Raw genomic sequence first — 22,808 nt, 5'->3', positions numbered from 1 at the left:
CTGATCATGACATTGAGATTTAGTTCAAAAAAATCCCCGCTAATTTCTTAGCAGGGATTTGTGTATAAGAGACAGCTGAAGAGTGCCTTTTTTGAAACCATTTAAAATGAATACTATTTAATAAATGTGCCCCGGATTGGATAGTCGTTTTCTCTTGAAAACTTAATCCCACCTAGCAGTTGCTCTAAATCAGGACGAACAAACGGGCTGTTTGATATATCTACCATTTGAAGCTGATTTTTTTCATTAAGCACATAAATTCCTGGTTCAGCAAATGGATGATCAGTTTCTGCACCACTGCGAGGCTCGCTAATATGTAGCCCTAAATCAGTCATTTGTTCGATTGTTAAACCATAGTAAATTGGGAAGTTAATATCTATTTTTTCAAGATGTTTATTAAGCTGCTCATGGCTATCACCACTTACTGCAACCACTTCAACTCCAGCCTCTTTAAAGTCTTTATGAACTTTAGCAAGCTCGTTGAGTTGCGCAGTACATTTAGGGCAGTGCTGGCCTCGATAAACAACAATCATTTTCCACGGAGAGTCACTTATTCTGTCAACTAAATCTACCTTTTTCTCATCAACATCACTCACTACTAGTGATGGCATAATATCCGCAGGTTTTAAACTAGTGTTACTCATTGCGATCTCCTTTTACTATTTCAGATTAAAAATTAATTTTGCTCTTACACATAGAGTTTAGGGTAACTTTTATTAATTCAACCTAAAATTGCAATTAAAAATCTATTAAAGCTTTAAGACCATCCCTTTATTTTTCTATAAATGGTAGATGCACTTACTCCTAAATAAGCAGCAGCAAGAGGAATGTTGTCTTCGCAGCTTTTGATTGCGTTCTCAATAGCCCTTTTTTCAACTTGCCATAATGGTTCTATATCGTGAACCGACATAGGAGATAATTGAACACTCTGATCGTTTGTATTGTGAATTGACTTAGCTGAGCTTGAGTGTTTTACAGCGCCTAGACCAAATGAATTTGGTAGCATATCTCTTTCTATTACATCGCCATCATTAATAACGACTGTATTTTCAATTACATTTTGCAGTTCGCGTATATTACCTGGCCAATCGTAATTACAAAAAAGCGCCTTAACTTCATCAGAAAAGCCAATAAAATGTTTAGCGTTGCTATCGCTTTTTTGTTTTAAAATATACTCAGCGAGCAGTAAAATATCGTTTCCGCGCTCCCTTAAAGGCGGGAGCTTTACGGGGATAACATTTAAACGATAATATAAATCTTCTCTAAAGCGCCCCTCTGCTACCTCTATTATTGGATTTCTGTTGGTTGCACATACCAAGCGAACATCGCTGTGTAATACCTCGCTGCTACCAACCTTGCTAAATATGCCAGTTTGTAAAAAGCGCAATAACTTAGCTTGTAAGTTAAGCTCCATTTCACATAGTTCATCTAGAAATAACGTACCGCCGTTGGCCACTTCAACTGCGCCCTTACGATCGCTTAAAGCGCCACTAAATGCCCCTTTAACATGCCCAAAAAATTCTGATTCAAATAACTCAGCAGGGATCGCAGCACAGTTTATAGCAATAAAAGGGCCTTGGCTGCGAGGGCTCGAATCATGAAGGGTTTGTGCGCATACTTCTTTACCGGTTCCACTTTCACCTGTAATAAATACGCATGCTTTGCTTCTAGCTGCGCTATCTAGCAATCTAAAAACGGTTTTCATTGCGAGAGATTCACCAACAAAATCTTGGCTTTTATCACTGCTTTGAACCAAAGGTTGTACTTTAGCTTGCTCTTTGGGTGTTAACGCACTTTCTACTGAGCTAATAAGTCGCTGACTTGTGAAGGGTTTTTCTAAAAAATCGAAGCCACCTAAACGCATAGCTTCCACTGCAATATCAATAGAACTATTTGAGGTGATCATGACTACATTAGCAGGATTTTTTTGTTTATTTACAAATTGTAAAACTTCAAGCCCACTTATATCAGGCAAGCATACATCTTGTACTATCACCGCAGGCATTTTTTCTTTAATACCGACCAAAGCAGAATATCCATCTGCGAAATGCTTACATTCAAAACCTACTTGCTCTAGCTGACTTGCGTACAAAGCACCACTTGCGATGCTATCTTCAACAATATAAACAAGGCCTTTACCCATTATATCTGACACGGCTTTCTCCTAGATAGCTATACTCTTACTCATTATTTGATATGCGTCTCGGGTTTTATCCAAGTTATGCTTAATAACAAGCGCTGCGTGCAAATTTTCTTCTGTGGTTGGTGGTGGTGAATCGTGTAACTGTGTTGCCAATGCAGCTAAAGGAGCGGCTCCATATAAGGCAGCCGAGTTTTTCAAAACATGCATTATTTCTCTAATTTTTATAATATCTGCATTACTAATTGCCGTATCTAATTGGTTAGCCATAGTAACTAATTCATCGATAAATAAGTTTACTAATCGAGCTAAAACGCTTATTCCAACATCCTTTTCAAGTTGAATTAAAACATTTAACTCCGTAATACTTTTATCGATAAACTGCTCTGATATAGGCATAGATAACCTTTGTGTAAGTTAAAGCTTCGTACACTAATAAAATGTAAGAATTGTAGTTTAAGAGTAATTTGTTTTTTGCATTTTGCAAATCAAAATGAATATAAACAATTACAGAGCCCAGGTATCAATACTTTTTGTTAATGTTTGCGGCTTATCGAGCAAGTACCCCTGAGCAATATCACAACCAAGTTGTTCTAATATTTGTAATTGCTCATTCTCTTCAATGCCTTCTGCTACAGTTTGTAAGCCCAATCGTTGAGCCATCGCAATAATTGCGCTACATAACGTAAAGTCTTCGTTATTAGTTGCAATACCACTTACAAAACTGCGATCAATTTTTAAACCATCAATATCAAATTGACGAAGTAGACCTAAAGACGCGTACCCAGTGCCAAAATCATCAATCCACACCTTTACGCCTTCTTTATGGAAGTTTTCAAACGCCTTAGCTATTTTGTCAGGACTATGAATGAGCGCTGTTTCCGTTAATTCAACTTTAATAGCTTGTGGTGGTATTTGGTGCTTTTCTAGCAAAGCCATTACTTTTGAAAACACATCACCATCTAAAATTTGTACCGGTGAAATATTTAAAGAAACAGCAATATCTGTCATACCAAAATGTCGCATCTGTTTTAAATCCGACAAACATTGCTCAAAAATCCAGTCACCTAATTCTAAAATCATTCCCGATTGCTCTACATGAGGGATAAACTCATCAGGGCCTACAATACCAAAGCGGGGTGATTGGCACCTTACTAGCGATTCAAAGCCGACCAACTTTCCCGTTCCTAATGATACAAGCGGTTGATAAACCATTTTAAAATAATTATTTTGCATTGCATCCGACATGATTCTCTCTAACTCATGCCATCTTGCGAGATTGACTGGGCTTTCTGATTCTAGGTACTTAAATGCATTCATATTTTGCTCCGATTTTCACTCTTAGTGACTTATGTAATCAAGAGCAAGTTACAGACCATTTAAAAAGTGAATATAACAAAAATAAAAACAGCAAATTCAAAAGGTTAAGTTTAGTTATTTGAGTATTTAAATTTTTCCATTTTATTTGCATTTTGCAATTCAATTTGCAATGCACCTAAATTAATAAATAAGAGCTTACTCAAGCCCAAACAGCACAGAGAAACCAGTTAGTAATTGTTGGCTAAAAGTAAGGATTAGTAATTGAAGATGAGTATAAAGAAAGGCTGGATAAAACTAATTTAGTTACGCACAGCTTGAATTAAAAAGCGTAGACGTAATTTTAAAGCTAGGGAGAAAAAGTTAAAACGGTGATAGGAAACATAAAAAAAACGCAGGCAACAATAAATAGTTACCTGCGCAAAAGTCTCTAGTTTGAAAGAGTGTCGTTATTTTCGTTTTTAGGGGCTGTTACATGTTGTGCATAGTTAGTATTTTGCGAGTCAAACGTATTACTCATCGACTGTGCATTTTCAACATCAGCTTGTGTAAAAGTAATCGGCTGTATGTCCGTTAACGGCTCTACAGAATCGCTACCGCGCAGAACTGTAATACCTATTACTAAGGTAGCTACAAGCAAAATAGACAAAACCATGATTTCAGGTGTAAGTACCCAATTATTACTTTTAGGTTGTTGTTTGGCTTTTGTATTTGTTTGCATATTGCACCTCTTAAAAATTTAACTAAATTGTCTTGATTTGATATTTAATATGTTGCGAAAGCCGTGCCAACTAAACAAAAACAAACGAAAGATAAAATAAACAACAAAATCAAAGTATTAAAAAAATTAAAAATGTAATTTAGAATCCAAAAATAATTCGTAACGTTGTATTTTTATTTTGAATTGCAATTTGCGAATCAAATTGAAAAACTATAATAAAAACACTCATTAAATACTAAAAAATAAATTTAACTTACTCCTAAAATACTAGGTTATTTTCTTCGTTTATCAAGTTTTATGCAACACAAACCCACTTTTTATATTAGGGTCTGTTGATCTTTGCGGATTAAAATTTGTTCAAACTAGAGGCGGTTTAATCGCGGCGCGAGGTTTGTAACCTAGCGGGCTAAGTAAAAACCGAGCAACAAAGAGTAAATAGCCCCTAGGAAGAACCCTTTGGGCAGCGCCTGTTTGGCATTAATGCTACGTTATCGCCCATTTATGGGGAATAACCACACTGCATAGGCTCTGCCTGGCCTAAATACCAAACAGACTGCTGCAAATTTAACCCTGAAAGTTCAACAGACCCTGACCTTCAATTGCTCAGCTCAGCTTTTCCCACACTTGCACTAAACGAGTAAGCTTTAAATGCTTAGATTCAATAGCCTGCTTTGGTGCATATTTATCAAGCAATAAATAAAGTGTTTCACTTACAATTGGTTTAGCTAAGTAATCATTCATCCCCGCTTCTATAAATCGCTCTTTATCACCATGAATTGCATTTGCTGTGAGCGCTATTATAGGGGTGGCTATACCTAACTTTCTGATTGCTTTGGTTGCAGAGATCCCATCTAGTATTGGCATTTGGATATCCATAAAAATAATATCAATTTCATCTCTTTGCGCCTTTAATATTGCCTCTTGCCCATCGCTAGCAATATATACCCGACAACCTTTTTGCTCTAAAAACTGTCTTATTACTATTTGATTATTAGTATTATCTTCAGCAACCAATACATTGGTCCCATTCAACTGAGTTAACCCTGAAGGGCTTTCTAAGGCTTCTTTTTGTTCACGATTAGTAAATATAATATCTAAATGAAATAACTGCTCTTCCAATAAACTAATTGCTCGCGGTACATGCGATACTTTAAAAGGGCCATTTAACCTAAGCTCTCTGTCGTTAAGATTTTGCGGTAATAAGCTTTCACCTAGTAAGTCTAAGATAAGTAAACATGGTGAATTAAGGGAGTTATATGTATTTATACACTCGCGTGTTTGGGCTAGCATTGGAGGATCAGTTAATACAATTGCATCAGGAAAACTATCATACTCAGGGATATCTGGGCATATTTCATAGTGCATAAAAGCGATAGAAAACCGAGTGAGTGTGTGCTCCAACGCGGTTTTTAAAATTTGGTTATGTCCTACAATCCATACTCTCGGCTTTTTACTTCGTGCTGCAAACCCCTCTCGCAATATTGAGTCGGTTGTGTCTATTTGTAACGGGTAATTAACGATAAACTCACTCCCTTTATTGAGCTCAGAGTTAACCGAAATATCTCCCCCTACTACATCACAAATTTGCTTACATATCGCAAGGCCTAAGCCACTACCACCATGTTTTCGGGTAATTGAATTATCTGATTGAATAAAAGGCATAAACATACTTTCTATTTTATTTTTTGCGATTCCCATTCCAGTGTCTTTTACTGATAAATGAAGATTTAAATTATTGGCTCCAATGTAAGTACATCTAACGGTCACCGTTATTACGCCTTGCTGAGTAAACTTAATCGCATTGGCTAATAAATTAATGGCTATTTGCCTTATACGTGCATGATCACCAATTACTTGAGCGGGGACATCAGGATAAAAATCAAAAACAACCTCAAGCCCTTTTTGCAAAGCACTTTGGGTAATAATATCTATTGCTTCTTCAATACACGTATCAATACTAAATGGCTGATTATCGAGTGTTATAGCTTGTGCTTCAAAACGCGAATACGTTAATACATCGTCCAATACACTCAGTAATGCATCAGAGCTTGTTTTAATCATTTGTGTGTAACGCATTTGCTCAGAAGTTAAACCGGTATGATGCAAAATATCTGCAGAGCCAATAACGGCATTTAATGGCGTGCGAATTTCATGGCTAATATTTGCCATAAATCGGCTTTTAGACTCAGCTAATGTTTCTGCCTGATGTTTAGCTTCAAGCAATATTTGCTCGCTTTCAATACGTTCTTGTATATCAACAAGTGTTGCGGCAATAGATAACAAATCGCTTTCGTAGCCACCCACAATGGGAGTAAGTGTCATTTCAACCCAATTATTTATGCCTTGTGCATTAATCAAACGTATGTCAAAGCGACGTATATCACGCTTACCTTGTTTATAATCAAGCAAAGTGCTACAAATTTTTTCTACATCTTCTTTTGCTATAAACTTAATTATAGGTAAGCCAAGGCTCTCATCTACATTGCTGTGTAAGACGCGTTGCCATGCTTGATTTATAAATAATAAATTGCCAAATGTATCAAGGCGTAAAACAATATCAGGAATATTATCGACGACAGAGTGGTAGTTATATTCTATCTCTGCCATTGCTTGTTCAGCTTTAACTCGCTGCGTAATATTAGTTTCTATAGCGATAAAATGCTTTACTTTACCTTCATCATCTCGCACTGGATTTGCATCAATAGCAACCCAATAAACGTTACCATTTTTATCGTAATTTGTAGTTTCAACTTGAAAAGGAAGCCCATTTTTTACAGCGTGAGACATAACCTTACGACTTTTTTCACATGTTTTTGGCCCTTGTAGCAATTGACCTGGGCTAGTGCCTATAACCTCATCACAAGTGTAGCCTGTAAGTACTTCAAAACTATTGTTAACCCACTCAATCACACCAAACTTATCTGTAATAATCACTAAGTTATTTGTATGGCTCGCAACAAGCGATAAGCGTTTTACATATTTTTGTTGTTGTGTGAGCAAAAATTGAGAATCTTTATGACGTTGAATGTCATAGAACGAGCCTATAAAGCCGCTTTTTTCATCATAAACTAACCTTAACTCAAACCAGTTCATGAGCCCGATGCTGCTTTTAATTTGTATTTCTACACTGGGAGCCTGCTTCCCTTCTAGTAAACAACAGCTGTATGCGACAAAATGCATAATATCATCGCAATTCATTAACTTAGTAATATTGGAGCCAATTAATGAATCGGTTGAGTAACCTAACTTCTTCTCCCAAGCTTCATTAATATAGGTAAAATTCAAATGTTTATCACACTCAAAAATACACTCATCTAAAATAGCTAATAGCTTTGCTTGACGTCGATTACTATTGGAAAGTTTTTCAACTAGTGCATATTGGATTTGAACTTGTAGCTCATCATTATTATTCATGATCTCTCCAATACTTTATAAAAGTATTACTCTGACAAACTCGTGCATAAAGAAGGGAAACCTTTTCACAGTAGAATGCTTGTTCAAAAGGAGTGCGTCTCGGTGTGCAGTCACTTAAAATAGTGGCATTAGAACCAAGTGCAACAGCAGTGCGCACAGTTGAATCAATACAGATAGAAGACACAGTACCCGCTAAAATTATATTAGTGGCCCCATATTTTTTGATGTTTTCGGCTAAACCTATATGTGTAAAAGCATTTAAACTTCTTTTCCCAAATACCACCTCTATAATATTACTAAAAAGGTCTAGCTGCTTAATGGTTTGAGCACCGTACGAACCTGCTTTAAATGCCCCCACCACAATGACTTTTAATATACCAATCGGATTTTTAAGCTCGCTATAATTTTGCGTAAAGTGAATGGGTGTATTAATAACTAAAGCAAATTGCTCTGCGCAGAAGGTCAATAAATAGAGTGTATTTTCCCCCACGCCAGTAATTCTTGATGACTCTTCAACCTCGTCATACAAAATGCCTTTTGGCAAAAAGTAATTGTTTTGAAAACCAATTAAAATAGGTGCTGTCTTAGAGAAATCATCCATAACTCTCTCCTTATTAATCAATTTAAGAGGCTAACTGCCAAGGTTTAATAAATTTCTCAAGTACCGCTTTTGTCACTGGCTTCTGTAAATAGTGAGTAATTCCTTTATCAAACAACTCAGCTATTTGCTCATCGCCTGTTAACCCCGTTAAAATAACTTTAGGGGTATTGTTATTAGGTGTATTTTGCCTAACTAATTGCTGCGCCACATCGCTACCAAACATTCCTGGCATACGCTCATCTAAAAGTAGCAAGTCAAATGGTTCATTTTGAGCAAGCGTTAATGCACTAGCACCATTTTCTGCACACGTTACTAAACAGCCCAGCATTTCAAGCATTACTTTTGTAGCAATTTGGCTCGGTAAGCTGTCGTCTGCTACTAATACCGATAAACGTGTTTGTGTGTGAAATGTTGTTAAAATAGTAATTAAGTCGGTATCAAAAAATGGCCAGCCTAATATTTTTTTAGATAGTTTATGAGCTTGGCTCAGCTCGTAAATGTCGTTAATAGAGCACAACTTTATGTGTGTATTTAAGCTGTCACTATTTAATTTATCAATTAATGCGTTACCACTAAGATGGCGTAAATCCTCTAGCTGTGCAGACTCTCTAAGCGTGCTATTAAATAATTTAAAATTTAAACCAAAACGATCGTGAGTATTAGCTGACATTTTTAAACAGCTTTTGAGTAACGCTTCGCAATCAGTTAAAACGTCTACATTTTGTCTAACATCAAGCGCTAAACTAACAGACTCTTTAGTTGCTAAGAGCCCGTGAAAATCCAACGTGTTTACTTGTTCAGAATCATCAATCTGATAGTGAATACTAACTCCCTGAATATTTGCTTCGAGGTTAAGTAAAAAGCACTGCTTTACTGCTGCTAGCGCCGGAGTAAGAAACGCCTCGCATTGTGCAATCATTTGCTCTGGCGGCATTTGCAAACAAACGTAGTTACATTGCAACTTGTTGATTAAGGTAATAGAGAATTTTTGACTTTGGGTTTCACAATATTTACCTATTACCCCTTGGATAATTTCTAAAACATGACTATTAATATTCATAAAGCATTCTCGTTAACCCAATGTATAGCTCTACATCATCAAGTTATGTGCCATAAATTAATTCTTGTAAACACACTTGCATTCATAGACTTAAGTATTAGACAAACAGGGCTCTGGTTTTTCATTCGCATTTTGCAAATCATATTGCTATGCATAATATGATTTATGCTTTTATTAGAATGGTGCAATCGATTTTTTTCTCTTTAAATAATTTTTCATTCATTTAAACTGATATTAATCAAATTGAGGAGAAAGCTATGTTAACCGTAATTTTTGGCCGTGAAGGCTGTCCATTTTGTGTTCGTGCGAAAGATGTTGCTGAGCAATTATCAAATGAACGTGATGACTTTAAATTTCGTTACATCGACATAATTAAAGAGGGCATTAGTAAAGCCGACCTTGAAAAGTCAGCGGGTAAGCCTTGCCCTACTGTTCCACAAATTTTTGTAGACCAAAATCACGTTGGTGGATTTACAGAATTTGAAGCTTACGCAAAAGAAAACCTAGGCTTGTATAAATAAGCTTTGTATTAAATATGTTAACCAGTTTAATAAACCCTACATTGAGCTGGTTAAATTTCGACCAACATCAAACACATACAAATTAGTTTCAATTTATACAAGCATTTGCCTCGCGAATCCTATATAATGCGCGCCTCTTTAAATTCGTTGAGGCGTATTAATGTCAGAACCAGTCACGTTTGAATCTCTAAATCTTTCTCCTGCAATTTTGAAGGCAGTTGAAGAGTTGGGTTACAAGACACCATCTGAAATCCAAGCTCAATGTATACCGTTATTGCTAGAAAGAAAGGACGTACTGGGACTAGCTCAAACGGGTACAGGTAAAACCGCAGCATTTGCACTGCCATTACTAAATAATATTGACCCGTCTGTGAAACAGCCACAGATCCTTGTACTCACACCAACACGTGAGCTTGCGATCCAAGTTGCTGAGGCATTCGAACAATATGCTAAACATGTTCGTGGTATTGAAGTATTGGCACTATATGGTGGCCAAAGCTACAGTATCCAATTAAGCGCACTTCGTCGTGGCGCTCAGGTTATTGTTGCAACTCCAGGTCGTTTAATCGATCACATTAACCGTGGCACTATCAAGTTTGATGCTCTACAAGCACTTGTACTTGATGAAGCCGATGAAATGTTACGTATGGGCTTTATCGATGATGTAGAAAGCATCATGGAAAAAACACCGCGCGAAAAGCAAACATGTCTTTTCTCTGCGACTATGCCTAAGCAAATTCAAAACATCAGCAGCAAGTATATGAACAATCCTGAACAGGTTCATATTTCTGCGCGTAACTCTACAGTATCATCTGTTGAGCAAGTGTTTTGGAATGCAAGCGTACATAAAAATAAAGCTATTGTTCGCTTCTTAGAAGCTGAACAGTATGAAGGTGCTATTGTTTTCGTACGTACGCGTAACGATACAGTACAACTTGCTGAGTTATTAGAGCGCGAAGGTTTCTCTGCTGCTCCACTTAATGGTGATATGAACCAGCAAGCACGTGAACGCACTGTAGAACGCTTAAAAAGCGGCATGCTAAATGTTGTTATTGCAACAGACGTTGCTGCTCGTGGTCTAGATGTTGACCGCTTAAGCTTAGTTATCAACTACGATATACCACAAGATTCTGAAGCCTACGTTCACCGTATCGGCCGTACAGGTCGTGCTGGTCGTACTGGTAAAGCAATTTTATTCGTAAAACATAACGAACGTTATTTACTTAAAAATATCATTCGTCATACGAAGTCTGAAATTGCACAAGTTGAATTACCAACTGCAAAAATCGTTGAAGAAAAACGTATTGAAGCGTTACAAGCAAAATTAACTATTGCGCTTGAAAACAAAGATATTACATTCTTTAACGAGATAGCTACTAACATGGCTGAAAAACTTGAACTTCCTCTTGAAAGCTTAGCGGGTGCGTTACTGTGTTTAGCACAGCAACAGTCTCCAATTAAAGTTGAAGAAGTTAAGATTCAACCTCGTGAACGTAACGAGCGTAACGATCGCAACCCACGTAGTAACGACCGCAATGATCGCGGTGGTGACCGTGGACGTCGTAACGAACGTGGCGGCGAACGTGGTGGTGAACGCGCTGAGCGTAAACCTCGCGAACGTAACAGTCGTGATGCAGGCCCTATGGATACTTACCGTATCGAAGTAGGTCGTGAACACGGTGTTCAGGTTAAGAACATTGTTGGTGCTATCGCTAACGAAGCTGACATCTCAAGCAAGTTTATTGGTGATATTCGTTTACACGACAATCACAGTACGGTTCAATTACCGCAAAACATGCCTAAAGATGTACTTGATCATTTCCAAAAAGTGTTTATTTGTAAACGTCCTATGGGCTTAACAATTACACAAGATCAAGGCCCTGCTGAGCCACGTGCAGAACGCTCTGAGCGTCCAGCTGGTGACAAAAAGCGCACCTTTAGTAAAGATAAAGACGATAGCCAACGCGGTGATAAGCGTACTGGCCCTCGTAAAGAACGTCGCCCAGTAAGCTTCACAGCTAAATAAGCAACGACTCTTTAATAAAAAACCTTGCCACGAAAGTGACAAGGTTTTTTTGTTTTTAAGCTGCTGCCACAGTGAATACAAAGTAAACCTTCGCGTCAATTCAATAGCAGCTTGAGATAGTTTTTTTAGCCTGAGTTCGGGTTACTTAATGTCTAAAAATATATTCCTCTGATTTTTAAAATAACAAAAATTCTGTAAACTAAACAAAGGCTATAGTTCACGGATGAATTAAAAATTGAAAAAGATTTACGACAACTTGCTCTTTGTAGCAATAATACTCTCCATTTTATTATGCATCACTATTCCTATTTTAATGGACTTTACAGATCCACCATTCATCTCAAATGAGCTATACGACGTTGTTTTCTTTATAGCCGTCCCTATTATCTGTTGCGCACTATTTATCTATTTAAATATACTTATATTCAATAAATACAAACGCTGCAGTAAATATAGAGAATCACTTAAATACAATTTTTCAGATACAAAAATGAAATTGGCATCCATTTCCATGTACCCATTATCCCCTTTATTAATCTATGGAATACTCTATATTTTTATCTCTGATCCCATTAAATTATGGGCTTACTACACGCAAGGCGGCTATTGGTATAAGGAATATATACTGACCGATGTACAAAAATGTGGCACCGAGTATGAAGATAGTTGTACTCATTTATACTTCAAAGACCCTAAAACGAATAAAATTCATGATTTTAGGTGGTACGACGCTAAGTCTACAATAATAAACAACAAAAACGATTATGTGTATATTGTTGGTGAGGCCAACTTATTTGGCTATATAGTGAGAGATTTAGAAAGGTAACTTAGACTTACTTTTACATTACAGAACTTTTATTTAAAAACCTCACTCAAGTGAGTGAGGTTCATAAATCAAGGTTTAGGTTAAGGTTAAGGCAAAGCTGGGTAAACGTAGCTAGCATCAAGCCCTAGTGGAATACCAAGTGCCCAGTAACCTAATAAAAAGATACTCCAGCCAATCATAAAGGCGATTGAGTACGGTAGCATAATAGCAATTAAAGTACCTATACCTGTGCCTTTCACATACTTTTGACAGTACACCACCACTAATGGGAAATAAGGCATTAACGGTGTAATAATATTAGAACTTGAGTCACCTACACGATAAGCGGCTTGAGTTAAGTCTGGCGAAATGCCAAGTTGCATTAACATCGGTACAAAAATAGGGCCAAGTAACGCCCATTTTGCTGAACTTGAACCTACAAACAAGTTAACAAAGCCAGTTAAAAAGATAATGCCCACAACCGTTACTGCACTTGGCAATTCCATTGCCTTTAATAACTGTGCACCTTCGATTGCGAGTAATGCACCTAAATTTGATTTACTAAATGCAGCAATAAATAGCGAACAAAAAAACGCCATAACGATATAATATGCCATGCCGCTCATCGCTTTACTCATAGCATCAATCATATCTTTTGAAGTTTTAAAGGTACCTACCGTAAAACCATATACTGTGCCAGGTAGCCAAAAAAGTAAAAATATTAGTGGTACAATTGATTGCATTAAAGGGGAGCTAAAATTAGTAAGGGATCCGTCACTACTGCGCATTGCAGAATCGTCTGGAGCAGAGACAAATGCTAATAACGCAAGCCCTGCAATCATCACGGTACTGGCTATATAAAAGGCACGTTTTTCATCACTACGTGCATCTTCAAATACAGGTAAGTCCTCTTTAGCACCATCAACCGCTGTTTTTTGTAAACGTGGTTCAATAATTTTATCGGTAATGTACCAGCCTAATGCCACAATAAATAAGCTAGATGCTGAAGCAAATGCCCAGTTATTTAACGGGTTAATTGTCATTGCAGGATTAATTATTTGCGCCGCACTTTGGGTAAAGCTTTGTAGCAATGGATCAATCCCTGATGGAATAAAGTTAGCCCCAAAACCACCACTGACTCCTGCAAATGCCGCTGCTATACCCGCAAGCGGATGGCGTCCTGCAGCATAAAATATAACACCGGCAAGTGGAATAACTAATACATAACCTGCGTCAGTAGCGGTATGGCTCACAATGGCTACTAAAATGATTGAAGGCGTTAATAGCTTTTTAGGAGTAACTTTAAGCATTAACTTAAGACCGGTATTAATAAAGCCCGAATGCTCTGCAACACCTACACCTAACATAGCTACTAAAACGACACCTAAGGGAGCGAAGCCGGTAAAGGTTTTTACCATAGAGGATAAAAAGGTAGCGAGCGAATCACTTGCCAGCATATTATTAATAATAATCGCTTCGCCGGTACGTGGGTCTATTGCATCAAAACTTACGCCTGAAAACCACCACGACAAAAACCAAATTAATAACATTGCAAATAGAAATATTACGGCTGGATCTGGAAGCTTATTGCCAACCCGTTCAACAAAATTTAAAAAACGCGCAACAACCCCTGAAGGTAAAGCGTCTTGATTATTATTCATTTTTATTGTTCCTAAATTTATTTTTAGTAACAATATCGCATAAAAACAAAACAGTAAATTAACATAAAAATTAGCTTTAAAAGTTTTGGACACAAAAAAACACGATAGTGATAAACAAATCGTGTTTTTTGTATCACTTACTTTTAAGCGAGGGCTTTAACTTCTTCCCACAAGCGTGCAACTAATGTCTTATCTTCTTCGTTAAGCTCACCATTACGATACGCTTTAACTAAGCTCTGCTCTACAGTTTCGTTTAGCTCATCTATACTGATTGTCAGCTTTTCTACTTCGGCATAACCAACTGCAAGATCAAAATGACCTCGTAAATAGCCGCCTGCAAATAACTCATCATCAGTTGCTTTTATTACTAAATCATCGAAGTACTGCTGGGCTGCATCGATATAGTTCACTAAACTCATTTATTAATCTCCTGGTTTTGCAAAGCACCTGTATTTTCAAGGTTTTGGTGCCCTACTGCATACATAATATGGTCGTTAAATCCGGTGGTTACTTTAATATAACCCGTTAATTCATCATCTAATTCGCCATCGCCTGTATCACAAATAAGGGGGCGACCATTAAGCGCTTGTAGTTTTGTTTTTGTTGCTACTACAATAATGTTTTCTTTTCCAATTGCGCGTATAAGCGCAGGGCTCAATTGCTGATTACCACGGCCAAATATATGCCCTTGCCCGCCAATGAGCGTAATGACTAACTTAGTACTTTGATCATGTGTAAGCTCAAGTAATTGCTTCGCCGTTAAATCTTGAGCAACTAAGGTTTGATCTTTTATTAAATCAACGCCAAGCAACGTATTCTCAAGTCCCATTTCTTCCATTATGGCCTCAACGGTTGAGCCGCTACCCATAATATAAAATGTATCTTCATCCATTTGCGATACAACATGCGCAGCAATATCAGCTAGTACTAATTCATCGGTTTCTTTACCGCCATTTTTAACAGCCTGCATATAACGTACTTCGCTGGGTGTTTGCATTTCGCCATAACGTTTTGCTTTTACCGTACCTTGCCTAAAGGCATCTTCATCTATATCCATTACATCTGCATCAGCTAAGGTAACTAACTCCCCCTTAACCAGCATTTCGACTACGCGCCCTGCAGCTTTGGGTGTAATGGCGTATACACCAGAATGAATTTTACAGCCTGCAGGAATACCAAGTACCGGAACGGTATCCTCTATTGCATGGCAAATATTACGCGCTGTACCATCGCCTCCAGCAAATAAAACTAAATCAGCACCAAAGTCTTTAAGTACTTTTGCTGCTTCTTTTGTGTCATCTGGGGTTGTTATTACTGCAGAGTTGTATACAACCTCTACATTAAAGCCTAAGGCTTTTGCTGTTTGCTCACCCATGTCACCGTTAACGGTGTAAATGGTTAAACGCTCTTTATAAGGCAATAGCACTTCAAGCGCTGCTTTTGTACGGCTATTTGCTTTTGGTTCTGCACCTAATTCGATTGCTTTAGCGGCTGTGTGTGCGCCATCACTACCTTTTAAGGCAACTGTGCCGCCTAAACCTGCTACTGGGTTTACAATTAAACCTAATTTAAACGCCATTACAAAGCTCCTTTGGGTGTTGCCAATTAAATTGCTGCGCTGTTAATGGCCACTGTGTATTATAAAAATCAGAGAGTGCTTTTAAAAGTGACTCTGTACGAGAGTTAAAGCCATTTTCGATTAACGATAATACGCGTGCATGTACTCGCTGCTGAAAATCAAACCGACATGTTTGCTCGCCGTTTAAGTTATCCACCGACACATTAAAATTAAACCCTGCTGCGGTGCTTAATAACCACTCTATAGCTTGAGGCTTTACTTCTACGTTTTCAAACTCAGCTTGTTTTTGTTTGTTGCGCCCATCAGGACAATACCAATAGCCGTAATCTTCTAATAAACGACGTGCATCGCCTGCAACCAACCAGTGTGCAACCTCATGTAATGCACTAGCATAAAAACCATGCGCAAATACAACTTGGTGATATGGCACGTGCTCTGTTGCTGGTAAATACACAGGTTCAAAATCGCCTTTTATCAGACATGTATTATGACTTTGATAAAAAGTGCGTTCAAAAATTGAAATTAGATCAGCTATTTGATGCATAAAATTAGGCTAATTTTTCTCGGTTGCAGCGCTATTTTGCGCAGTAAAAACGAGACGAATTGTACGGGCTTTTACAACTAAAGTAAAAATAAGCTCCTAGTGTTTACCACTTAAACAACAATACTTATAAATAAACTGCTTGCACACATAGATAGGAAACACCAATGCCACACGATCATAAAGCCAAACCTATTTGCTTATTACGGCGCATTGATTTATTAGGATTACTCTCTATGTTTAATAACAAAAGTATCAGTCTCAACTTATTTGCTATTCCTTAGGAGCTACTTATTAAAGCTGTTAGGTAAGTTAGTGATGGGCTAAAAGAATGGGGGATAAGCTCTTTTTATTATAAAGGTTTTAGTGTTTCACAAAGTATTACTTCGATTACGTTGAAAAGTAAAATAAGTGGCTAATGTATCGCTGCTGCACTACTAAAAATAGGCAGCCTTAATAAAGGCTGCCTGCCATTTCGCGTTTATTAATCGCGAGTTGGTGTTACCTTAGGTGAATAAACTTGTGGTTTTTTATGTACTTCTACAAACTTTTCACTAACATCCGATTTGTCTGATGCAGCTGCTTTAGTTAACGAAGGAGTTAATGCTTTGGTGCTCTGTAGCAGCTTAGAATCCGAAGCAAAGCCAAGCATTTCAAAGTCATCAATTATCCAGCCTCTAAAGCCATTGTAGAGCCCATCATTCGTTTGGAAGTCAAAACGTATGACAACTGATTGACCTACATAATCAGTTAGATCTAGCTCTTCAAGCACCCAAACAGGTTTACGATTATAACCACCCGATGAGAATGGTTTTGCCTTACGATCTGCCTCATTTGGATCAACAAAAGGGTTTAGCTTCTTAAGTGTTTCAAAGGTTTCACCACTGTCAGTACTTATTTGCACTTCCATGATATCGTATCCATTCTCATTAGGATTTACTGATTCAATTTCCCACCATGTTCTAAATTTAAGAAGTGCGGCACTAACTGATGTCAAGTCAATCGCAGGCGATACAAGCTGCCCTGAATTTGCTTGCTCTGAGCCCCCGCCACTAAGAAGGTAATCATTACTGTTTTGTGTGCCTATGAATGTACCCGTATCTTCCTGACCATACCACCACGCACTGTTACCGCTCGATGCTTTAGGTAATAACGCTTTTGGGCCTTCCTCATCTGGCGCTAGAGAAGTATATCCTCCATCAACTAAGGTATTAGTAATGCTATTATTTGCGAGGTCAACCTGGTTCCAAAATCCTGTAAATTGCCAGCTATTTTCACCTTCTTCAAAGCCATCAGAAAATATTATTTGCTCTTCTAAATTTTGGCTAACAAGTGTGAAATTCTCTAGACGCTCTTTACCTGCCAATATGATAACTTCTTCACGCACTGAGGTTGTATAACCGAATGCAGAAACTTCCATTATGAAAGATTCAATTTCACCACCATCCGAATCACTTTTTGAAATATTCGAAATAGCAAATTCACCATTACTATCAGTAGTTGAAGCGGCAAAGAAACCATTTGTTTGCTCACCACCAGAAATCCTTACAGAGGCACCTTCTAATGGATTACCGTTACCATCAACAATAAAACCACTTAAAGAGCCAACAGCACCCACTTCAGCAGATGCTAAATTTAAGGTTGTTTGAATTGTACTTTCATCATTAACGATGATTGAGGTAGCGGCTGTTTGGTAAGCTTCTTTAGTGCCATATGCTTTATATGATCCCGCTTCTAAGTACATATTACTAACACCTAACGAATCTGTGTAGCTAGACATTTCAAAGTTTTGTCCTGTGTCAGATTCAAGGCTAATTTGTACGCCCACTTGCGGCTCAAGGGATACAGTGTCTTTTGCGGTTAATATGACTGTTGAGTACTCAAATTCAAACTCCTTAACAACAACAACTTCTGATCCACTCGTAGGGTTAAGCAAGTTAATAGTTGCAAGCAAGCGATGTCTTGAAGCGCTCGTATCAAGATCAACTAGTAATTCGCTTTCGGTTGTTGAGCTAGCTTTAACCGTTTGCCATTTATCTGAGGCACCAAAAGACTGCAGTTCCCAATCGATATTTTCTACTTGTAAATCAGTATCTATCGAGTCAAATAATAGTTGTGTTTGAGCCGTAAAAGGATCGGGTATAGCATTTGAAATGATCACTTTGCTATCAATAATTGCCTGTGCTTTTTCTAAAGCTTTTTGTGCATTAACAATTGGAATTTGGTGAGCTAACGTCGCAATATTAGTCCCCTCATCCACACTCTCTGATGGAGTAATATAACGCTCAGTCACAAACTCTGTTGCACTATCAATTAATATATTTTTTACCTCTTCGCCTGTAAAATCTGGGTAAATAGAATATATGAGTGAAGCCACCCCTGTTACTATAGCTGCACCTGAAGATGTCCCCGAAAAAGCACTTGTACCATCTCCATATTGACTATCTGTATAATATTGAGAATTTGACTTCAAGGTTTTATAAGAAGTCGGTGCTGCTATATCTACTGAGCTCCCATAGTTACTATAAAAAGGTAAACGGTTATCATCACCAACAACGGCAACAAACATCACGTTCTGCTGCTTTTGTAAATTACCGTTACTAGTAAAGTGAAGAGCTGAGCTATGTAAGCGTGCATCCACACCGTAAATATTATTGCTGTTGCCCGCACCATTGCCGATGCCATTACCTGCAGACCACACTAATAACTTATCTAAATTACTTTCTGCTATTTTTCGGTAGGGTCTAGAAGCGACTAGAGCAAGCGTATTTCGCTCTTCTAAGCTAACAATGTTCGATGGGTCGAAAGAAACTGGAATATAACCAGGGATTGACCATGAGCTATTTACCGTCACAACACCCGCTTTTGATAATAAAGCTTTAAGGCTTTCTTTACCCCAATTACCTAAGATTAATTGAGAAGACCAGTTAATCCCAGACATGCCTGTCCCATTATTGGTAGCGGCACCAATAGTACCTGCTACAGCTGTACCATGATCAGAAACTTGGGACGTCAATACTTCAGAGTAGCGTCCTTTTAGCTCTGGATGGGTTGTATCAAAGCCACCATCAGAAATTGCTACTAAAACATCAGTGCTACCCGTTGTAAAGTCCCATGCAGCAGTTGCTAATATTTTCTCTAGATGCCAGTTATCGCCGCCATCAGTGAAGTCACTACCGTCATTTGGTATTGTATCTTCTTGTCGTAATACGTTCTGCCCTTCAAAAACACGGTTATCAACACTTGAAACGCCCTGCTCTAGCTTTAACAGCTCCATTGCTTCTTTAGTCTTTAAATCACTTTCATCATATTCAACTAATAAGCCCTGTGTTTCGTCATAACCTTTTACAACTAACTGCTCATAATTAGCCACGAGCGTTTTAAGTGCATCCTTATCAAGTGAAGACGAGTAGACCCAAGATTGATTTGATATCGCCCCTATTAGCTCGTTAACTTCAGTAGTATCATCATTACCAGAAACTTTTAACACATCAAATTCAAAACTTGGAGTAATACTAAATGTTGTACTTTTAACGCTATCATTATCTTTTGACTGCGCAATTAATTTATACTCACCCACGGCAGTTGGAGTAAGAGTTACTGATTGATCTTCAGATTTAGTTAACGTTAATGCTGAAGTCTCTGGTTGCATTTCCACCTGCCAGTTAATTTCACCTAAATCATCGTCAGAAATAAAATTAATAGCCACTTCTTGGTTTTGTACTGGCACAGAACTAAAGCTAATTGCGGTATTGCTTAGCTGTGCAAATACCGGATTAACTGTAATAATCACACTACCAGTGACCACCTCACCTGCAGAGTCTTTGACTGATAACTGAAACTCTAAATTTGCTTGCTCAGAGACATCTGGCGCTATAAATGAGGTCGAAGCAGTTGTTGATGTGTTCAACTCAACACTTGTCCCATCAGTTTGAGACCATTCATATGATAACTCGCTGCCTTCAGGGTCCGTTCCCTGAGCAGTTAAAACAACTTCAGTATTTTCATCAACACTTTGATCATCTCCCATTACTAACGCTGGAGGCTTATTTTGTAATGCTGTTGGTTCGACACTTTTATCATCACTTCCACACCCAACCAAAGACGTTATAGTGATCGCAAGTAGTAATTTTTTAAAATATTTAACTTCTGTATTTAATCCAAATTTAGTTTGTCGCATTCCTGCTCCTTTTTAAAATCCATGATAAATATTTACTTAGCTAATAAAAAACGATTTTACGTCTCTATAAAGATAGATAAATCCTCATAGAAACACGCTAAAATTGCGAGAGTAAATAATAGATTGATTGCGGCAGGAAGTTACAGATCATGGTAAAGACGAGATCCAACTTCCTTGTTGCTATGATTAGTATTTAATATAGTTAAGCTAATAGTTTTATATACCAATCAATTTCTTATTTAAAGAGTAATTCTTTGTATAATTATAAAGCACTGGTTTATTTAATAATAAAAAACAGAACTTAATTAACATTAGCATTACGAGAGAGAGAAAACCATAGTCTATTCTTCAAGATTGAATTTATATTAATATATTTTTTATTTAGCTGTTTTAGCTTATTTTTATTCAGTATTTGAGTCTATTCGATTTGAAAAAGACATCACCTTATTAAGCGTTGTGTTATGGTTTTGTAAAAAATAGAAATGAGATCAGTTATTTTCCGCACTAAAAAACGAGACGAATTGTATGGGCTTTTACAACTAAAGTAACAATAAGGCGTGATAGTAAATATAAGCAGACTAATCTTTCACTTTATTGATATTTTTAATAATACCTAAACAGTAAAGAGTATTACCAAGTTCTTTACGCTGTGTTTTTTCACTAGAGGTTTTATTGGCTAAGCTAGTTAACATATCGTACCGTTTACGTAGAGTTAGTATATATCTGGCATGTCTACGGCATTCAAAGCAATGAGTACAGTGTGAATCGACCCAAAATCTTAATGTTTCAAACCAATATTGCTGCTCTTGAGCAAAAAAAATAAATGCCTTAGAGCAAGTCCCGCACTTCTCTTCAATATCAACATAAAGTGCCCGAGGATAAATGGCATAGTTTTGCTTTTTTATATCAGCCAATATTACCGTATTAGGGAAGTATTTAAGGCTCGAGTAACGCCAGTGCGCATTCTCTATCGCCTCTATTGTCACTGGGGTATTGGTAGTTATTGGTGTATTGCCATACCTTGGGTGATTTAGATACATGAGCTGCCTAGTTTAAACTTATGATTTTAAGGTATAAAACATGCCATATAAGAAAACAATAATTATACAGGCGTTCCTGCTTCATCACACTCTACAATATCGGTCTCGGTTAATGCCTGAGTGATCCATGCTTGCAATACTGGGCAGCGCATCACAAAATCACAATATTGCTGCGCCTCTGGCGATAACGTAATTTGATAGGTTTTTAAGCGCAGTACAACAGGCACATACATGGCATCAGCAATACTAAAGTCACCAAAAAACCACTCATTTGGAAACACATCTTGTTGCTGTGCAAATATCTCGTCTATACGGCCTATGTCTTTTAGTGCTTCGCTCGATAGGTCTACTTTACGGGTTGCTCTTATATTCATTGGCATTTCACTGCGCAGTGCCATAAAGCCTGAATGCATTTCAGCGCTTAGCGCACGCGCTTTAGCTCTTTGGGTAATATATTTTGGCCATGCAGCGCCTGATAAGTAAGCATCGTTAATATATTCACAAATTGCTAGCGAATCCCATACCTGTAAATCGCCATCAATTAACGCTGGGACTTTTTGCAAAGCAAAGGTCTTTTTTAGTTCATTGTAAAAGTCGGGGGTGTCGAGTACCAGCTGGGTTTCACTAAACTCAACATCAAATTTACTCATTAAATACCATGCGCGTAATGACCAGCTAGAGTAGTTTTTATTACCGATAAATAATTGCATATTGTAGATACCAAAGTGAATAGACGTTCCTACCTTACTAGGTGATTTAACAACCAACAACATTTTGTTTAAAGTCTCTTTGCTAACTGTTACTTAAAGCTATTAATTACTCACTCAACTGCTTGTTTAAATGCTTTTTTAATAGTTGTGTATTACGCGTGTTAGCTTTAAAAAAGGCATCAAAAATATCACCAAAAAATGGCACTAAACCGCCCACAAAGTCTATGAGCATATTGATAATCATCTTAGTTTTTATACGTTTACTCACACCTAAACGCTGGGCTTCTATCAGCACATAACTTGATAAAATTAGCCCTGCGGCATCACCTATAACGGGAATTAAACCAATCACAGCCTCCAAACCTATATTAAATTTAGTAAAAGGAATGCCAATGCTGCTATCAGTTAACTTACTGAATCGCTCTAGTCTTGCGAGTATTGCTTTTTGTTTAGCGCTATTATTCATAAAATCTCACTTTAATAATCATGAAT

At 37.5% G+C, this 22,808-nt stretch carries 18 protein-coding genes; 2 read left to right on the top strand and 16 right to left on the bottom strand.

The window, feature by feature from the left end; all coding sequences use genetic code 11:
• Window positions 1-113: 113 nt before the first annotated feature.
• The 8 genes from I6F42_RS14205 to I6F42_RS14170 form a co-directional block, all read right to left on the bottom strand.
• Window positions 114-644: a peroxiredoxin-like family protein gene (locus I6F42_RS14205; protein WP_007585494.1), complete on the bottom strand. Its 531-nt coding sequence runs from the start codon at window positions 642-644 to the stop codon at window positions 114-116.
• A gap of 113 nt (window positions 645-757) precedes the next feature.
• The gene (locus I6F42_RS14200) at window positions 758-2,155 is read right to left on the bottom strand and encodes a sigma-54 dependent transcriptional regulator (protein ID WP_197101590.1); all 1,398 of its coding nucleotides are present in this window, start codon (window positions 2,153-2,155) and stop codon (window positions 758-760) included.
• Between the two features lie 9 nt (window positions 2,156-2,164).
• Window positions 2,165-2,539 (bottom strand): Hpt domain-containing protein, encoded by a 375-nt coding sequence (locus I6F42_RS14195; protein WP_024591627.1) that lies wholly within the window; start codon window positions 2,537-2,539, stop codon window positions 2,165-2,167.
• A gap of 108 nt (window positions 2,540-2,647) precedes the next feature.
• On the bottom strand, window positions 2,648-3,460 hold the full coding sequence (locus I6F42_RS14190) for a bifunctional diguanylate cyclase/phosphodiesterase (RefSeq protein ID WP_165729193.1): 813 nt from the start codon (window positions 3,458-3,460) through the stop codon (window positions 2,648-2,650).
• A 427-nt stretch (window positions 3,461-3,887) separates the two neighbouring features.
• Window positions 3,888-4,178, bottom strand: coding sequence for a hypothetical protein (locus I6F42_RS14185; protein ID WP_007585474.1), 291 nt, complete (start codon window positions 4,176-4,178; stop codon window positions 3,888-3,890).
• Window positions 4,179-4,781: 603 nt separating this feature from the next.
• A complete protein-coding gene (locus tag I6F42_RS14180; RefSeq protein WP_197152560.1) occupies window positions 4,782-7,592 on the bottom strand; it encodes a PAS domain-containing hybrid sensor histidine kinase/response regulator in 2,811 nt (936 codons plus the stop codon).
• A complete protein-coding gene (locus tag I6F42_RS14175; RefSeq protein ID WP_169059908.1) occupies window positions 7,585-8,193 on the bottom strand; it encodes a cysteine hydrolase family protein in 609 nt (202 codons plus the stop codon). Before I6F42_RS14175 ends, I6F42_RS14180 begins: the two co-directional genes overlap by 8 nt.
• Before the next feature lie 22 nt (window positions 8,194-8,215).
• Window positions 8,216-9,253 (bottom strand): response regulator, encoded by a 1,038-nt coding sequence (locus tag I6F42_RS14170; protein WP_165721375.1) that lies wholly within the window; start codon window positions 9,251-9,253, stop codon window positions 8,216-8,218.
• A 257-nt stretch (window positions 9,254-9,510) separates the two neighbouring features.
• Between I6F42_RS14170 and I6F42_RS14165 the strand changes: the two genes are divergently transcribed.
• On the top strand, window positions 9,511-9,774 hold the full coding sequence (locus I6F42_RS14165; protein WP_197152559.1) for a GrxA family glutaredoxin: 264 nt from the start codon (window positions 9,511-9,513) through the stop codon (window positions 9,772-9,774).
• A gap of 160 nt (window positions 9,775-9,934) precedes the next feature.
• Window positions 9,935-11,800, top strand: a complete 1,866-nt coding sequence (locus I6F42_RS14160; protein ID WP_007585469.1) for a DEAD/DEAH box helicase — start codon at window positions 9,935-9,937, stop codon at window positions 11,798-11,800.
• Window positions 11,801-12,712: 912 nt separating this feature from the next.
• On the opposite strand, the gene I6F42_RS14155 is transcribed toward I6F42_RS14160, so the two are convergent.
• The 8 genes from I6F42_RS14155 to I6F42_RS14120 all read right to left on the bottom strand — a co-directional run bounded on the left by I6F42_RS14155 (window position 12,713) and on the right by I6F42_RS14120 (window position 22,782).
• Window positions 12,713-14,266 carry an AbgT family transporter gene (locus I6F42_RS14155; protein ID WP_197152558.1) on the bottom strand — a complete coding sequence of 518 codons (1,554 nt, stop codon included), beginning with the start codon at window positions 14,264-14,266 and terminating at the stop codon, window positions 12,713-12,715.
• Between the two features lie 143 nt (window positions 14,267-14,409).
• The gene (locus I6F42_RS14150) at window positions 14,410-14,685 is read right to left on the bottom strand and encodes a YfcL family protein (RefSeq protein WP_002962183.1); all 276 of its coding nucleotides are present in this window, start codon (window positions 14,683-14,685) and stop codon (window positions 14,410-14,412) included.
• Complete coding sequence (locus I6F42_RS14145) at window positions 14,682-15,845, bottom strand: ATP-NAD kinase family protein (protein WP_197152557.1); 1,164 nt, start codon at window positions 15,843-15,845, stop codon at window positions 14,682-14,684. Before I6F42_RS14145 ends, I6F42_RS14150 begins: the two co-directional genes overlap by 4 nt.
• Window positions 15,835-16,389, bottom strand: a complete 555-nt coding sequence (locus I6F42_RS14140; protein WP_197152556.1) for an elongation factor P hydroxylase — start codon at window positions 16,387-16,389, stop codon at window positions 15,835-15,837. The genes I6F42_RS14145 and I6F42_RS14140 overlap by 11 nt, the downstream gene beginning before the upstream one ends.
• A 481-nt stretch (window positions 16,390-16,870) precedes the next feature.
• Window positions 16,871-20,566, bottom strand: a complete 3,696-nt coding sequence (locus I6F42_RS14135) for a S8 family serine peptidase (protein ID WP_197152554.1) — start codon at window positions 20,564-20,566, stop codon at window positions 16,871-16,873.
• 578 nt (window positions 20,567-21,144) lie between these two features.
• A complete protein-coding gene (locus I6F42_RS14130; protein ID WP_197152552.1) occupies window positions 21,145-21,606 on the bottom strand; it encodes a zinc-ribbon domain containing protein in 462 nt (153 codons plus the stop codon).
• A 62-nt stretch (window positions 21,607-21,668) separates the two neighbouring features.
• Window positions 21,669-22,316: a glutathione S-transferase family protein gene (locus I6F42_RS14125; RefSeq protein WP_197152549.1), complete on the bottom strand. Its 648-nt coding sequence runs from the start codon at window positions 22,314-22,316 to the stop codon at window positions 21,669-21,671.
• 106 nt (window positions 22,317-22,422) lie between these two features.
• Window positions 22,423-22,782, bottom strand: a complete 360-nt coding sequence (locus tag I6F42_RS14120) for a DUF4112 domain-containing protein (protein ID WP_024608896.1) — start codon at window positions 22,780-22,782, stop codon at window positions 22,423-22,425.
• Between the last annotated feature and the right edge of the window lie 26 nt (window positions 22,783-22,808).

Origin of the sequence: Pseudoalteromonas sp. SWYJZ12, from assembly GCF_015864395.1 — a bacterium.
In the GTDB taxonomy this organism is placed as follows: domain Bacteria; phylum Pseudomonadota; class Gammaproteobacteria; order Enterobacterales; family Alteromonadaceae; genus Pseudoalteromonas; species Pseudoalteromonas arctica.
Note: the sequence above shows the minus strand (reverse complement) of the source record. Positions and strands in the feature narration are given on the sequence as shown.